A 16077-nucleotide genomic window follows, 5' to 3' on the forward strand; every position below is an offset into this window, starting at 1 on the left:
AAGGAAGTTACACAAAATTATTTACAGGCTCCATCTCAATCTCAGAAAGTTTTATTTCACTATCTAAAATCCAATGAGAGACTTTAATTGCATGTTCTTTAACATACTCCCAGTTTTTCCATTCATCAGCAATTGATTTGTACTCCGACAGATCAACATCATCCAAGTCATACGGCAAAGGGTTGGTTAGCTGTGCCATTAATTGTTGTAATATGATTTTTAAATTTCATCAATTAAGCCTCTTACTCCTCTGAGAACCTTGCGAGCTGAAAGGGTAGAGTCATAGCCATCAGCCACGCCAGCTATTTCGATACCTCGGTACGCTAATCTTCTCACAATCCGTTCTTGCTCAACTTGATCTCTTGAAAGCCTATCAAGTCCTTCCAACATCAAAACGTCATAGTTTCCAGCCATCCCTTCAGCTTACATGCTTCTGCCACCGGGTTAGGCTTCAGTGTTAGCGTTCTTTCTCATTACTGAAGTAATGCTCAAACTTAATTGGCCATTCAGGATCTATTACTGATAGCGTTTGTTTAATTGAGTTTTCCACTTCTTCAGTAACTAAATTTATGATTAACGAATAATCACCGTTATCAGCAGCAATCAACGCTTCATAATACGTATCTTTATCATCACTTTTAATGATGGCCATTGGGTAACCATGCTTCATTAATTCGGTATTCATGATAAGCCTACCCGTGCGACCATTGCCTTCAATAAATGGATGAATCGCTTCAAACTTGGCATGAAATTTGGCAATCTTTTCAATGGGGTGGGCTATATCAGTGTGGTATGAATTAATGCGCTCTTCCATTTTGGGAGCAATTAAATATGGCTGGGGTGGCGTATGCGGAGAACCTGCTATTGTGATAGGTATGTGACGATAAACACCAGCGTATTGATCGTCTTTTGTTGATTTTAATAAGATAGCATTAAATTTTTTGATATAACCTTCACTTAATGGTTCTTTTTTATCAATAAGATCCATCATGTAATCAATCGCTAAGCGATGATTATTTACATCTAAAAAATCTTTAAACGGTTTACCCTTAACAGTAACACCTTGCTCTAGGAATACCCGAGTTTCAACCAACGTTAAGTTATTACCCTCAATTCGATTGCTTTCGTGGTTGTATCTTAGTGCAAAATCATTAAATAATGAGCGTACTGTAATTTCAGATAGTGGGCGGTGACTATCTAGAAATTTTTTTAATTGGTCTACGTACATTGTTATTCCTTTGTCGTTTAGTGCCATTAGTTTAGCTAAATTATTTATTCGCTGCACAGATGTTGTTAACGGCAATGTTATCTACTACCTTGTAATGCTTGGCGTTTGGCGTAAGGATCATAATAAATTTCTTTTAAATGCGTTTTTTCAAAAAAACACACAATAGCAATGATGGAAAGAACAATATTTAAAATGTACTCGTAATCCATGCCTTGGTGGGCGGATCGATTTGTTAAGGTTCCTGCTGATGAGCAAGCGTTTATTCCTCTGCCGGAATAACAATTAACACCACAGTTTGTGCCGGCTTATCTATGCCAAGCCTTCTTGATAAGATGTTCATATTCATATCCTCAGCTTGTAATGGCTGCAATAAATCTGCAACCATCGTGTAATAAACTAATAAGTCTATTTTTTTGCGCTCAATGAATAAGAGCGTTTATGGTAGGAATTTTCACTTATGAATACTAAGTCTGGTACGCAGGGCACATTGACCAATCGATCACTTTACCAAAGCCCGAATACTCAATCCGAGCCATTAGCACCTGCGGCTGGTGAGTTGGAGCAATTATTGCGTACTCACCAGATGCCCGCCTCTACAAGTAAGCCTTTGCATACCTTAGCGGAGGTTATTGAAGTGCTTGAGGATGAAGCCGGTGTAGCGCGAGCCTATTCGGTAAAGGTGGAAGGCCTTCAGTATTTGTGTGAAAAGGCGGCTAGTTGCTTACTGATGCCGAGTCCTGGCGACAGTGTATTAATCAGTGGTCCTGATAGTGAGCATTTGTATATTATTGCCATTATTAAGCAGGCGCAACCGGAGCAGGCTGAGTTGCAGTTCCAAGGGCATTTGACGCTTCGTTCGCAACAATTGTCTCTGCAAAGTACAGAAGCTATGAAACTTCAATCTGCCCATGTCGAGATGGAGGCGCAGACGGCACAATGTGTGATTGATCGTGCGGATTATGTAGGTAAAGAGTTGCGCTCTACTATCAGCATAACCCGTCTGGTCGGTAAGGTCTATGAGGTGATCGTGGATAGGCTATCACAGATGAGTCGCAGCACTTTCCGTATTACCGAACAAGTGGAGCAGGTGCGTGCCGGTACGATGGATTATCAAGCCGAAGATAGTGCGCGTATTCATTCTAAATATACGATGGTGACGGGTAAAGACTTGGTCAAAGTGGATAGTGATCAAATCCATATGGGATAAGCTTGACGCTACCTTAGATATCACATTTGTGTTTTCTAACTCTCGCATAAAAAAGTATCAATTTATTACCTTTTAGGCTTGGACGGGTGTTTGTGTTAAGTGTTGTTACATCAAGTGTATGACATCAGGCGCTTGCCACAATTTCGTCATCAATCTGCAATAAATGTGATCTAGACTTCTTTCCTGAATAAAACTCTATCTGAAAAGACTACTCAAGCGTTGTTGCTGTTGAGTGGTTTTTTGTTTTCTCGGAAGTAAGATGATGAATAGACACATGAACGCGATCACTGCTTTGGGTGATGAGCTGAAGTTCAAGTCACTCTCCGGTCAGGAAAGACTATCTGACTTATTTCATTACCGCGTTGATTTGGTGGCAGCGCAGTGTGATTTGGACTTGGAGCAATTGCTTGGCACGATGTTGGAAGTGCATGTAGAGATTGATCAGGGTAAACGTTATTTTCAGGGTTTAATTACCCAGGTTCAGTATTTGAAGCCTGCCGATATTAATGATAGAGAGCATATTTATCGTTTTGAAATCCATCCTTGGTTATGGTTGGCAACGCAAAACACCGATAATCGTATTTTTCAAAACTTGACTGTCCCCGATATCATTAAAAAAGTATTGCTTAAATACCCCTTTAGTGTGGATTGGCAGCTTCGCGAGGATTATCGCGAGTGGCCTTATTGTGTGCAATATGATGAAAGCGATTTCCAGTTCATCAGTCGTTTGATGGAGTTGGAGGGGATCTATTATTATTTTGAGCATAAAGAGGGTGAGCATCAACTAGTCTTGGTGGACAGTACCATGGCGCATAAACCATCCTCAGGTACTGAATTCAGTATTAATTATTACTCCGACGATCAATCGCAGCCTTCTCATGGTCCTATTCTACGTGATTGGGCTTTTGCGGATAGTCTATATAGTAATAAGCACACGATGGTCGATTACGATTTTGAGAAGGCTTCCGCTAAATTGGATGTGAGTTATTCGCTGAGTAAAAATAATGGCAAGACAATGGAGATTTATGATCCCTTGCCGGGTTATTTTGAGTTGGATGATGGCGAGAAATATGTTCGTGTCGCCGCCGAAAGTGATGCATGGCGTTCGCAGACTTGTACAGCGTTCAGCAATTATCCTCTATTAAGCTGTGGGCATATTTTTGAAGTTGCACGACTGCGAGCAGCTCAAAACCCCTATCTGATTATTGCTACGGAGTTTCATCTGGAAGAAAACTCCTACGCAACGGATGGCGGTGGAGATGCGGAAAAGCATCAAATAGAAGTAAAGCTTACTGTCATTCCTCATCAAACGCAGTTCAGAGCCCCCAAAGTGACCCCTATCCCCAAAGCACAAGGGCCGATGACGGCCAAAGTGGTCGGTATTCAGGGAGAAGAAATTTGGACCGATAAATATGGCCGCATTAAGGTGCAGTTCCACTGGGATCGTGAGGGTCAACAGGATGAAAACAGTTCTTGTTGGTTGCGTGTCTCCAGTCCGTGGGCTGGTGGTGGATTTGGGGGTGTGCAAATCCCGCGTATTAAGGATGAGGTAATTGTAGGCTTTGTTGGTGGACAATTGGATCGTCCGATGGTGGTGGGGCGGGTATACAATGCGGAAAATATGCCGGCTTTGGAGTTCCCTGCCAACGCCACACAAAGCGGTACGGTGACGCGCTCCAAATTTGGTGATGCGTCAACTGCCAACCAAATGCTATTAGAGGACAAACCGGACGCCGAGATGCTAAGCTTCCAGGCGCAAAAAGATATGGATGCGTTGGTCAAAAACAATGAGGACATTAATGTCATCGGTCAACAGATGGGTGAGCATGGCGGTACCACGGATCTGAGTGTGGACGGCTTTGATGACAATATTTTTAAAGCAGCTTCGACGATATTAAACCAGGCCAATCAAGAGCGCACCATACTGGGTAAATCGGATGAAACGGTTAGAGGGCCGCGTAGTCATCAAATTGGCAGTAATGCCGTGATTAATATGCAGCGAGGTTTTGTGCAAAATGTGGTCGGCGGACAGGCGAGTTACACCTACGGAGCCGGTCGCGATCGTACCGTGGAAACGGATTATACCCATACGGCACAGAGTTCGGTGACACGTAAGGTTTCTGGAGATGAAAGTTCTACCGTGGCATCGGGCTACAGCAAAACAGTGACTGGCGGGCCGATGAATATTCAAAGTGGACCGGTGAATATCCAGGTCTCCGGTGAGACAGTCATTAATTCTACAGCGAATCATCAGAGTAAGGCAGGTGCCAATGTCACGCTGATGGCACCCGGTTTGACGCAAGTAGCTCCTACCGTGATTGAGCAGTCCCAAACGGAACTTGTGCTTAGTTTGGAAAAAGATCTACTGGCGGTGCAGAGTACGAGTAGAGGTGCATTTAGTTTAGCTTTCAATGGGCTCAATGAGTCCCAACAAATCAATAAATTTGGAATGGCGGGAGTCAAACTTGGGGGGATTTACAATCAAAATGAGTCCAGTCAGTTAAAGGGTGAAGTTATGGGAGTCAAATTAAAAATCGTCGGTTCAAAAGGTCAGGAGGTTGCCTCTAAAAATCAGCTGACCGGAATTACGATTGATAATCCATAGAGGTATTTAAAGGAGTTGAAATGTTTGCTGCGAATCAATTGTTCGGTATCGATTTCGCTTTTCCCAATGTGTGTAAAACCCCTGCGATGGTACCAGTTCCGTTTCCCGATATAGGTTTTGCGATGGCGGCGATACCGGTGGCCGTCAGCATTTTATTTAACAATGCTTTTGCGCACAATTTGGCCACTAAAATACCGTTAACAGTAGGGGATTTTCCAGGTGTCGCATTGGGTGTAATTTCAAATACGGTTTCTTCTGTCAGTCGCCGCATTTTTTTGAACTCGTACACAACCTTGCTGTTTGGTTGTCCTGCTAATCGTATGTGCGCAGGAGGGCCACAGAATCGTACGAATACGATTGGTTTTTGTTTGTTGACAGGTTGTACTCATATTTCCATTTTTGCTGGATAGGCTATTTTATAGACAATAAAGATTATCATGAAAAAAATCTTTAAAATCAGCGGTTCTTTTGCCGAGCAGGAATTATTATTTCGTTCCTTAAGTGGTGACGAAGCGATTTCTTCTTTGTATGAGTTTCAATTGCAATTCCTTTCAAAGGATATCGGTTTTGATGCGAAGGCACTCATTGGCGAGGAAATCACTCTTAATGTCGAGATTGAGGGTAAGCGGCGTTATCTGAGTGGTTTGGTGACCCGCGTTAAACGTATTGCTCAGGAAACCTTGACAGAACGTTACTTTATTTTTGAGGCTAGTATCCGTCCTTGGTTATGGCTAGCAACCCAAAATAATCACTATAAAATCCATCAGAAGAAAACGATTCCCGAAATTATTCGTGAAACGCTTGAGGACTATCCTTTTGAGTTGGAGTTTAGAACCAGCGGCAGTTACCGTCAATGGGGTTACTGTGTGCAGTACGATGAGACGGATTTTGAGTTCATCAGTCGCTTGATGGAGCATGAAGGGCTGTATTATTGGTTTGAGCATTCGCAGGCTAAGCATCGATTGATTATTGCCGATGACCGTCATCAGCACAAAGCGGTGGCTGCTTATGACAGCATGAAGTTCTATGATCGACGCAGTGGTCTGGATCACGAGGAAGGGCATTTTTATCAATGGCAACCACGCTTAAGTTTGTCACCCAATAAATATGCGGCGGTTGATTATAATCTTAACAAACCAAATGTTAATTTATCGGTGCAAAAAAACTCTTCGCAAACGCACCATCATGGTGTACCTTTGGAGATTTATCAAGCCATCGGTGATTATGCCGAGCTAGAGGATGGGGAACGTTACGCCGCCATCAATATTGAAATCTTTGAAGCACAGCGTAAAACGGTGCAGGCGCTTTCCAATAGTCCTTTACTGAGTGTGGGAGAGTTGATTAGCTTGGAACGCCATCCGGACAGAGCACAAAATCAGCAGTATTTGATTACTGCCATTCATTATGATTTGGCGGAAGCGGCTTATGCGACTAATGAGGAGCAAAAAGCGCATTCGAAATGTGCGGTTAAATTAATTCCCGCCACAGTGCAATATCGTCAGCCCAAACTCACTCCAATTCCATACACCTATGGTCCCCAGACAGCAGTTGTCGTGGGGCCGCAAGGGGAGTCCATTTGGACCGATGAATACGGTCGTGTGAAAGTGAAGTTTCATTGGGATAGCGCCCAAATTGATGATGGTGACAGCTCATGTTGGGTGCGTGTTTCAAGTCCTTGGGCAGGAGGTGGTTTTGGCGGTATGCAGATTCCTCGGGTCAATGAGGAGGTGATTGTTGACTTTTTAGGAGGTCACCCCGATCGTCCTGTCATTGTTGGACGTCTTTACAATGCGGACAATATGCCTCCTGTGGAGTTGCCGGCTAATGCTACGGTGAGTGGTTTTCATACACGCACTAAGGATGGAACTTCTGATCAGGCTAACTCCGTACTATTTGAAGATGCTTTGGGCAATGAGTTGGTGAAAATGGTTGCTCAGAAATCAATGGATTATTTTGTTAAAAACGACAGCTCACACAACGTGGGAGGTTCTTCGGCGACCAATATCGGTGGTGCTCATCATTGGTCATATGGTGGTATGCACACGAAGAAAGTTGGCGGTAATGCGGCATATCAACATGAAAGTGGTCATACGCTAACGGTGAGTGGTAACAGTACAGATACCGTGCACCAACGTCAGCGCCGTAGTTATACCGGTCCTAATACGGAGACTACAGGGGGTACGGAGCAATTAACTGTAGCAGCAGAACCGGCTATTCATTCCTATGATAGTGGTTATAAGCAGAGTATTACTGGAGTACGTAAAGATACAGTGGCTGCAAATAAACATAGTATTTTTCAGGATGCTGAAGTGGTGCAAGTTGCGGGTTCCACAAAGCTAACGGTTAGTGGAGGCGAAATGAACCAAAATGCACAAAGTATCGATGTGAAAGCAGGAGATTATTCCCTGCAATCAGGCGCTTCAATTACCGATTTAAGTGCGAACTATAGTAGTGAAGCGGGAGCCACAGAAACACAGCTAAGTATGGAGAATAGTGTCTCTGCCGTTGCACAAAAGATTGAAACGATCACTTCTTGTTATTTGGGTTTAACAGTGGTCGAGGGGAAAGCTGCTATTAATGTCGTAGATTATAGTGGGGTCAAGCTTAATGCTAACTTTATAGAGGATGCGCATCAGGCCTCAAAAGCAGCATTGATGGGTGTGCAAATTAAAGTTGTGCACAAAGTGGATGATATGGAGAAGAATGCAGGCAGCTTGATAGGTATTGATTTGTCGAAAATGAATCTGACACAGTTGCATGGCATTGCTCAGAAGTTATAAGGAATTATGAAGATTACCAAAGCAATGCCGCTCAGTCTGCAGGTTCGCCCTTATCGTTGGCGCAGTCAATCGCGGCTCGGTTTAAGTGTATTGGTCATGGTGGACGCATCGGATGTCAGCCCCATACTAGAAACTGAAAGCACGTTATGGGATGTCGCAAAAAGTCATATGGATTGTGGCGGAGTACTTGAGTACGGTGTGCCTAAAGTGCATCCGGAGTTTCTCGTGTCCGGTGTCGCGTATAGTGCTTTTGCCGAGCAAAAAAATGAGTTAGATGTGACGGTGCGAGTCAATGATAAGCAGCGTACTTTACGAGTTTTTGGTGAGCGTCATTACAAAGATAAAAAAATCAGCCCGGCCGCTGATTTTAAGGAGATGCCATTAAGCTGGGCTAACAGTTATGGTGGTGAACAGTATCCGGATAATCCGGAGGGCAAGGGATGGATTGATCCGAATAAAAGCCAATCTTCTGATCGTGTGGCGATGCCCAATGTGGAGAACCCTGAGGATTTGTTGAGCGAACCGTCCTCAGAGCATCGAGCGTATAATTTTGGTGCCCAATCTATGATGTGGCCTGTTCGTTTCAGTAAGGTGGGCAACTATAGTGAGGAGTGGAAAAAAACCGATTTCCCCGGTTTTTTTCCGGATATGGATCCCACGATGTTTAACGCTGCACAAAGTGAGCAAATTTGGTCGGAGTTGAGTGAGTTGCCTATAAACACCGAGTTTGCAGTGCGCCATATGCATCCCAATAAAGCGTTATGGCATGGGTGTGTGCCGGCTTGGCGTGCCCGCTGTTTACTGAAAATGCAAAAATCCCCGAAGGATGAAATTATCACCCAGGAAGCTTTTTTGAAGCTTAAAACTTTGTGGTTAATTCCGCATTTGGAAAAGTATTTGTTAATCTTTCAGGAATCCGTGCCCTGCTGGCATGAAGATGGTTCTGATATTAAGCATGTGTTAGCTGCTTTAGAGTGGGTGCATTCAGCTAAAGAACAAACGCATTATCTGGAGTTTATGGAGGAGCGTGAAGAGGTTGAGCGTTCGGCACTATTGGCTTATTCGGATGAGGATTTGTTACCGGAGAATGTGCAAACCCACGGTTTTGATTCTAAACCCGGTGATTTGGGACCTATGAGTGAAAAACTGCATAAATTGCAGCACTATATGCGTACGATTACGCGTGAACATTTGGCAACGATGGGTTTGCAGGCGGATGAGTATTTGCCGGAAGAAGTCGGGCCTCAACCACGCGCAGATCTGCGTTATTTACCTGAACAGCAGCGTTGGCAAGATCAGAGGGTTGAGCAATTGCGTGAGCATTTCAGACAGGTAAAGGAAGCGCGACAGCGTTATGTGTTGAGTGGTGGCTTGGATACTGAATTAAATGAGTTAACCGGTTCAGATGCTTTATTTGATCGGATCCGTGAGGATGCCGGACGCGTCAATATTAATAAGGCCACAGAGCAAAGTCGATTAAGTCAACTGAATCGGATGCAGACGAAGCAGAGTGCGCAAGATGAGATGCGTTTGCACAGACTTGAGAAAAAAATGTGGTCCCTAAGCGCACATTATGAGCAAGGCAAATACGTTTTAACGCAGAGTCCTTTGGAAGGACGTGAGCGATTATTGGACAGAATAGCGCATGGTGAGTCTGTCGAAGCGATGGATCTGAGCGGTATAGATTTGTCAGGTTTGTGTTTTAAGGATATGGACTTTTCTCTTGTTCTTTTTAAGGGAGCTAATCTTAGTCAAAGCAGTTTTGAAAATTGTCGTTTTGGGGAAACAGCTTTTTGTTTTGCCACATTGCAGGGAGCGCGGTTCAAGGATTGTCGGTTTGAAGGAAGCAATCTTAACCAATGTCATTTTGAGCGAGCAGTTTTCGAGAATTGCCGGTTTGAGAAGTTGATGTTGAGTCAGTTGGTATTTGCAGAGTGTGAACTAAGTTCTTGTCATTTTAATGAGAGCATGTGGCAAAATTTTGAGCTTATTGATTCAAGATTAAATCATTGTGTAGCGGACGGTTTCGCATTATTGGAATCCCATTTGCGAAACTCCAGTTTTGATGAGTGCGAGTGGTTGCGCTGTGCTTTTACGGAATGTCAAATTTCACAATGTGATTTTGAGAATAATTACATTTTCCGCATGGCTTTAACCTATGTAGAGTTGGGGCAGGTGAGTTTTAAATCCTCATGGTTGGAAGCGTTGGCCATTGTCACTTCTCAAACTTTGCTTGGGGTGGATTTTTCAGACACATTGATTAAAAACAGTTGTATGCGGGGCTTGAATTTTGAGGCTTGTCAATTTGACCGTGCCATTGTTGAAAATAGTGAGTTTTCCACCTCAAGCTTTAAAAATATCACTGCTGTCGCAATGGAAGTGCCTGACGCCACCTTTGTGCGTACGCGTTTTGTTGCTGCGGATTTCACCGATGCGAATTTGACGAATGCTTTTTTTACTCATGCGGAATTTTCAGCAGTTAATTTTACTCGAGTAAATTTTTTCCGATGTGATATGGGTCAGACTAAAGTGCATAGTGATTGTATTGAACATGAAAATTACTTGAAGCAGATTCAGCTGGAGCCAAGTCAAAGAGAGGCAGTAAATGAAGTTTGATCAGGTCTTATTGCAAGAATGGTTGGCTAATGGTGTGCCGATCCGCCATCTGGACTTCTCTGGTGCTGTCTTTGAACAATGGGATTTCTCGGGGGTGGTTTTTGACCAGGTTGATTTTAGTGGAGCCCGTTTCATTGATGTGCATTTCAGTCAAAGTGTTTTTAATGACTGTAATTTTAACGGAGCTGAGTTTCATTCGTGCCATGCCAATATGGCGTTATTTAATGAGTGTCAGTTCCAAAGTGTTCATATGTATGACTGTTTCTTGCCCAACGTGAAATGGCAAGCATCAATCCTTGATGGGAGTGTGGTCCAGCAGGGTTATTTAAGAGAGGCCGCCTTTTTGAATTCTTCATTGCAGAAGGTAAGTCTGACCGGATTGGAATTAAGTGAGACCCTTTTTGCTAATACCACTTTTAAAGAAACGCAGTTGAGTCAGTGTCAGCTTTATAAATCAGTTCTTTATGACTTGGATTGTCGTGAGCTTACACTGAATTGTTGTCAGTTAAAACATATTGTTTGGGCTAAATCAAATTTAAGTGGCAGTCATTTTGAGGAGCTAGATCTCAGTTTGTGCGTTTTCACTGAATGTGATTTGAGTTTTGCTTCATTTAGACAAAGTCAATTAGCCCAAGCTTCTTTTAAAGGAGCTAATCTCAGTCATGCTAATTTTGACGGTGTGCAAGCGCCTTATGGCATTTTTGTCGAGGCTCATGGAACAGAGTTAAGCGCCCGCTCTGCCCAGTTCAGACAAGCAGTATTTGTTGAGGCGAGTTTTGAAAAAGCTAACTTTGAACACAGTGATTTGGCCATGAGTGTCTGGCAAAAAGCCGGCGCCGTTAATAGTTGCTTTGATCATTGTGACTTGGAGCACGCTGATTTTTCATTTAGCAATTTAAGTGGCAGTACCTTTGCCGAGGCCAAGTTGCAGCAAACGCGTTTTCATCGTGCTTTAAGCGATCAGCCCGATTTAAAAAAACGTGCAGGCGCCTTGGAAAAAGATGAGGCCTTGTTTGAGGCTGAGTTATGGTCCGAGCAACACCGTCAACCCTCCCGTATTTCCCCGAATATTTCAGCACTGAAAAGGTCTTAGTCATGAATCGTGTCGTCAATCTTACCACTCTCTTTGCCGAACGCTTGCGATTCCTCTCACTGCAAGGCAGTGAGCAGTTATCTGCTCTCTTTGAATACCGGATTCAGGCCGTGTGTGAGGATTTGCCCATTGAGCAAAGCCAATTACCGAGCACTGATGTGACGATTGAGATTGATACCGGCGCACAACCTCGCTATCTGAACGGTATGGTCAGAGAGGTTCGTTTAGTCAGCGAGAAATTGGTCAATGAGAAGAAGTATTTTATTTACGAGCTCTTTGTCGTACCACAACTGTGGTACAGCACCCAAGCAAAGAACAGTCGTATATACCAAGAAATGTCTGCCCTTGATGTAGTGCGTGAGGTGTTGGAATCCTATGACTTGTTGATAGAAGAGAAATTGATTGAGTCTTATCGTAAGTGGACCTATTGCGTTCAGTATGACGAGACCGATTTTGCCTTTATCAGCCGTTTATTGGAACATGAAGGGATTTACTATTGGTTCCGTCATGAAGAGGGGAAGCATTATCTGGTATTGAGCGATTACAAGGAGAGTCACCCTAAGTTGCCGGTTAACAGCACGGCTTACTATTATGCTGAAGATGAAATGGTGTATGCCAAAGAACAACATATTTTTGATTGGCAACCGGGGGGACAATTAACAGCAAATAGTTACGCTACACAAGACTATAATTTCGAAAATCCACGCGCTGATTTAAGCGGTTTTAGTTCGCGTTTAACACAGAAAACGGGCATGGATTTAACGGTTTATGAGCCATTTGGGGGCTATGTGTCAGCAGACGAGTCGGCGCATTATGCCCGGGTGCATTTGGAGTCGATTCAGGCATTGCAGGACTTTGCTGAAGCACGCACGCGCTTACGAGATTTAGCACCCGGCTATATCATGACATTGCAGAATGCACCATTCCCCAACGATAACGGGGACTATTTGGTGATTAAGGTCACTTACGATATTGTCATGGAATCTTATGTTTCCGGTGCGGATGAGCAGTATTATTTTGAAATTGTAGCGACGTATATACCTAAAGACACACAGTTCCGCGCCCCACGAATTCATCAGGAACCTAAAATGGGAGGTCCTCAAACAGCGGTGGTGACGGGGCCAGCCGGTGAGGAAATCTGGACGGATAAATACGGTCGAATTAAAGTGCAATTTCACTGGGATCGTGATGGGCAATTGGATGAAAACAGTTCCTGCTGGGTGCGTGTTTCATCACCTTGGGCGGGCTCGGGTTTTGGTGGTGTGCAAATTCCTCGCGTGGGCGAGGAGGTAGTGGTGGACTTTGTGGATGGTCAACCGGACCGCCCGGTGGTGATTGGTCGAGTCTACAATAATTTAAATATGCCACCAGTGAATTTGCCCGATGATGCTACCCAGAGCGGCTTTTTTACGCGCAGTAAAAATGGCGATGCCAGTAATGCCAATCGCTTGATGTTTGATGATCGTCCAGGTGAGGAAATGCTCTCTTTTATCGCTGAGCGCGATATGAATACCTTGGTTAAGGATAAGCAAACGCAGAAAATCGTCGGTAATGTGGTGTCCGCCATTGCCGGCTACCGTTCTCATACTGCACACAGTACTTCGGATGTGGTATTGCATAGTGGAGGTCAAGCCCGTTATGAGTCGGATCACCAGCGCACCATTGATACACAACTGACCGAATCCATTGGTGGTAATTTGCAGGAAGATTACTTGGATGGGGTGGATGAGACGATTACCGGTACCTTCGATAGTACGGTATCGGGAGCAGCAACGCATACGGTGCAGGGCTATCATTTAAATACCCAAGCCTTAGATGATGAAGAGGTTAATGGTAGTGTCGAGCAGACGATTGGTGCTTCTGAAACGGTGACGATAAAATCATCCTCCAGCCTGCAGACTGCCTCTTTGGATTGGAGCACACCTAGGTTAAATACGAATGCAGAGGTGTCCGATACGAAGTTGCAATCAGATGGAAATATCAATATATGTTCAGCTTCGGAGGTAACACAACAAGCTTCCGGTCAATTGTCGAGGAAATCATCTCTTGCTTTTAAAGGACACTTGAGCTATCAGAACATGACCGTTTCGCATCAAAAGGATGTGCCTTTTAGTCTGACTTTTACAGGTGCGAAGGAAACTCTTGCTGCTAATGCTTTTTCCCGAAACATTGTAGATATTGGCCTTTCAGCAAATGCAAGAAGTAATCAGTTTGTTGCAGCTAATGTGATGGGCGTGAATTTACAGCTGGTTGGTCACGAGAGTAAATCCGGTATTTCATCAACTGAGCTGGTTGGTATTCTTTATAAAAAAGGTTTTAAAAAATGGTTGAATGGCGCTGGACCGGCTTTTGTTTCAGCAATGCAAAGCTTACGCAATAAAATGGGTGGCGGTAAAGGCGGCAAAGGCGGTAAAAATTCTGGAAGGGGCAGGAAGAAAAAGCCAGAGAAGGCGCCTAATCGTTGCAAAAGCTGTAGAAATCTGTCACGTTCCCAGATCATGGCAGGGGGGGCGATTGCAGCTGCGGCCGGTGTAGGCATGGCAGTCGCTGCTTCCGTTAATTCCATTGATTTTGCGTTGGGTGATGAGTCTTTTACTCATGTCGACTTCAGCTTGCCCGGTGTGATGCCAATCGTATGGGCACGGCAATACCGTTCTAATTGCTATGCTTATGATGAAGAAGGGGCTTTAAGTGCTTTGGGACCACGTTGGAATACGCCCTTATTGCAGTATATTTATCTGGAGGAAGATGTACCAACGCTCGTCTCGAACGAAGGGCGATTAACCACTTGTCCTCAGGCTCTACCATTGCAACAAGAAATTTACGATCGAAAAGAAGAATTATTCTGGTCTCAACCTGCGCCAGATCGTTTACAAGTGCGTGCTAAAGATCACAGTACTCTGTTGTTTGTGCAAATGGGCTCGGTCTATCGTCTGACGCAGTTACAAGATGCTCAGGGTAATACGCTAAAGTTGTATTATGATGAGCGTGCACGATTGTTGCGCATTGAAAGTGACTTATATACGGTACATTTCCGTTATACCGAGCAGGATCGAATTAAAGATATCTTTTACTATGAAACGGATGCCGCCAGTGGTCGTAAAAGAGAGCAAGTCTTGGCTTCGTACCGTTATGATGAAGAAGGTAATCTTATCGAAGCCACTGACCGTTATGGTTTAAGCAACCGCTACCAATATCAAGCGCATCACTTGATTACGCGCTACGAAGATAAAACAGGTCGTGGTGTAAATCTGGCCTGGATAATGGATGGTGAGATTGGCCGATGCGTGCACGAGGCGTGCGATGATGGTTCAGAGGCCTTGTCTCTGCGCTATGATCGGGAAAATCTGAGCACCTACGTGACGGATGCTTTGGGGCAAACGACTAAGTACGTTTTTAATGCTGAAAACTACTTAATGTCCATTGCCTATTGTGATGGTACCACGCGCATCAATGAGCGTGATGAATTTAACAATATCACTCAGGTTAAGTATCAGGACGGTACGGTCAGTCGTTTTATTTACGATGCCTTTGATAACCTGATAGAGGTGGTGCAACCGGATGGTACGCGGATTCGTTACGGTTATGATACGGATAATCATCTGATTTTGCTGGAAGAGCCGAATGGCAGTCAATGGCATCGTGCTTATAATGCGCAGCATTTGGTGGAGGCGGAAACGGATCCTTTGGGTCATGTGACACGTTATCAATACAATAGCAAAGGTCAAATTATACGCATCGAGGATGCCAAAGGCGGTAACAAGCATGTCGGTTATCACGTCACGGGCGATGTGGCGTGGTTCCGCGACTGTTCTGGCAAAATGACCAAGTGGGATTATGACTTCCTGGGTCGTTTAATTAAACTGACCGAGGCCAGTGGCACCACCGAAGAGTACAGTTATGATCGCTATGGTGAGCTTGCTAAAGTAGCACGTAGTGGTGTTAATCCGATTTATCTGGAGCACGATGCCGAGGGTCGTCTACTTAAGTTTATCGATGGTTTGGATAGGGAGACGGCTTATCGATATAATCCAGCAGGTCGAGTACAGGCGCGTATTGATGCCTTGAATCATACGGTCAATTATCGCTACGATCCATTGGGACGCTTAGCGGAGCTGGTTAATGAAAACGACGACAGTTACCGCTTTACCTACGATCCGCTGGGTCGCTTAGTACATGAGCGTGCCTTTGACGGGAAAGAAAAGCAGTATCACATCAATAAGCAAACAGGCCGTTTAGAAGGTGTGACCTTTGAAGATCAGAGCATCGCTTATGAATACGATGTGATGGGGCAACTGACGAAGGTGCTCAGTGCCGATGAAGTGCGTGAGTTCGCCTATGATGTAAACGGTCGTTTGGTATTAGCTAAAAACCCGCATTCTTTAAATCGTTTTATTCATGACGCCTTAGGGAATGTGGTGGAAGAGACGCATCAGTATGATGTGTTCGACCATCAAGTCACCAAGCAGTGGCGTTACCAGTACGATGAATTATCCAATCTGATTTGCACGCTTCGCCCCGATGGTCGTGAGGTGGATTATTTGCGCT

11 protein-coding genes are annotated in these 16077 nt (G+C 44.2%); 7 read left to right on the forward strand and 4 right to left on the reverse strand.

Going from position 1 to position 16077, the window contains the following annotated elements:
- Nucleotides 1–7: 7 nt before the first annotated feature.
- The 4 genes from HMPREF3179_RS09320 to HMPREF3179_RS12595 form a co-directional block, all read right to left on the reverse strand.
- Nucleotides 8–199, reverse strand: a complete 192-nt coding sequence (locus HMPREF3179_RS09320; RefSeq protein WP_070470879.1) for a hypothetical protein — start codon at nt 197–199, stop codon at nt 8–10.
- A 20-nt stretch (nt 200–219) separates the two neighbouring features.
- Nucleotides 220–414 carry a recombinase family protein gene (locus HMPREF3179_RS09325; RefSeq protein ID WP_018027298.1) on the reverse strand — a complete coding sequence of 65 codons (195 nt, stop codon included), beginning with the start codon at nt 412–414 and terminating at the stop codon, nt 220–222.
- Between the two features lie 43 nt (nt 415–457).
- Nucleotides 458–1228, reverse strand: coding sequence for a Fic family protein (locus HMPREF3179_RS09330; protein WP_070470881.1), 771 nt, complete (start codon nt 1226–1228; stop codon nt 458–460).
- Between the two features lie 259 nt (nt 1229–1487).
- Nucleotides 1488–1613 (reverse strand): hypothetical protein, encoded by a 126-nt coding sequence (locus HMPREF3179_RS12595; protein ID WP_256388754.1) that lies wholly within the window; start codon nt 1611–1613, stop codon nt 1488–1490.
- Nucleotides 1614–1685: 72 nt separating this feature from the next.
- On the opposite strand from HMPREF3179_RS12595, the gene HMPREF3179_RS09335 reads away from it, so the two are divergent.
- The 7 genes from HMPREF3179_RS09335 to tssI all read left to right on the forward strand — a co-directional run.
- The gene (locus HMPREF3179_RS09335) at nt 1686–2435 is read left to right on the forward strand and encodes a DUF3540 domain-containing protein (protein WP_070470883.1); all 750 of its coding nucleotides are present in this window, start codon (nt 1686–1688) and stop codon (nt 2433–2435) included.
- Between the two features lie 274 nt (nt 2436–2709).
- Nucleotides 2710–5040: a type VI secretion system Vgr family protein gene (locus HMPREF3179_RS09340; RefSeq protein WP_070470884.1), complete on the forward strand. Its 2331-nt coding sequence runs from the start codon at nt 2710–2712 to the stop codon at nt 5038–5040.
- A gap of 20 nt (nt 5041–5060) precedes the next feature.
- Nucleotides 5061–5450, forward strand: a complete 390-nt coding sequence (locus HMPREF3179_RS09345) for a DUF4150 domain-containing protein (RefSeq protein ID WP_070470886.1) — start codon at nt 5061–5063, stop codon at nt 5448–5450.
- 27 nt (nt 5451–5477) lie between these two features.
- Nucleotides 5478–7820 (forward strand): type VI secretion system Vgr family protein, encoded by a 2343-nt coding sequence (locus tag HMPREF3179_RS09350; RefSeq protein ID WP_036560294.1) that lies wholly within the window; start codon nt 5478–5480, stop codon nt 7818–7820.
- Between the two features lie 6 nt (nt 7821–7826).
- Nucleotides 7827–10436: a DUF2169 family type VI secretion system accessory protein gene (locus tag HMPREF3179_RS09355; RefSeq protein ID WP_070470888.1), complete on the forward strand. Its 2610-nt coding sequence runs from the start codon at nt 7827–7829 to the stop codon at nt 10434–10436.
- Nucleotides 10426–11529 carry a pentapeptide repeat-containing protein gene (locus tag HMPREF3179_RS09360; protein ID WP_070470890.1) on the forward strand — a complete coding sequence of 368 codons (1104 nt, stop codon included), beginning with the start codon at nt 10426–10428 and terminating at the stop codon, nt 11527–11529. Before HMPREF3179_RS09355 ends, HMPREF3179_RS09360 begins: the two co-directional genes overlap by 11 nt.
- On the forward strand, nt 11463–16077 hold a 4615-nt coding region (tssI, locus tag HMPREF3179_RS09365; protein ID WP_246824433.1), incomplete at its 3' end, for a type VI secretion system tip protein TssI/VgrG. The genes HMPREF3179_RS09360 and tssI, both read left to right, overlap by 67 nt.

The organism is Oligella sp. HMSC09E12, from assembly GCF_001808505.1.
Taxonomy (GTDB): Bacteria; Pseudomonadota; Gammaproteobacteria; order Burkholderiales; family Burkholderiaceae_B; genus Oligella; species Oligella urethralis.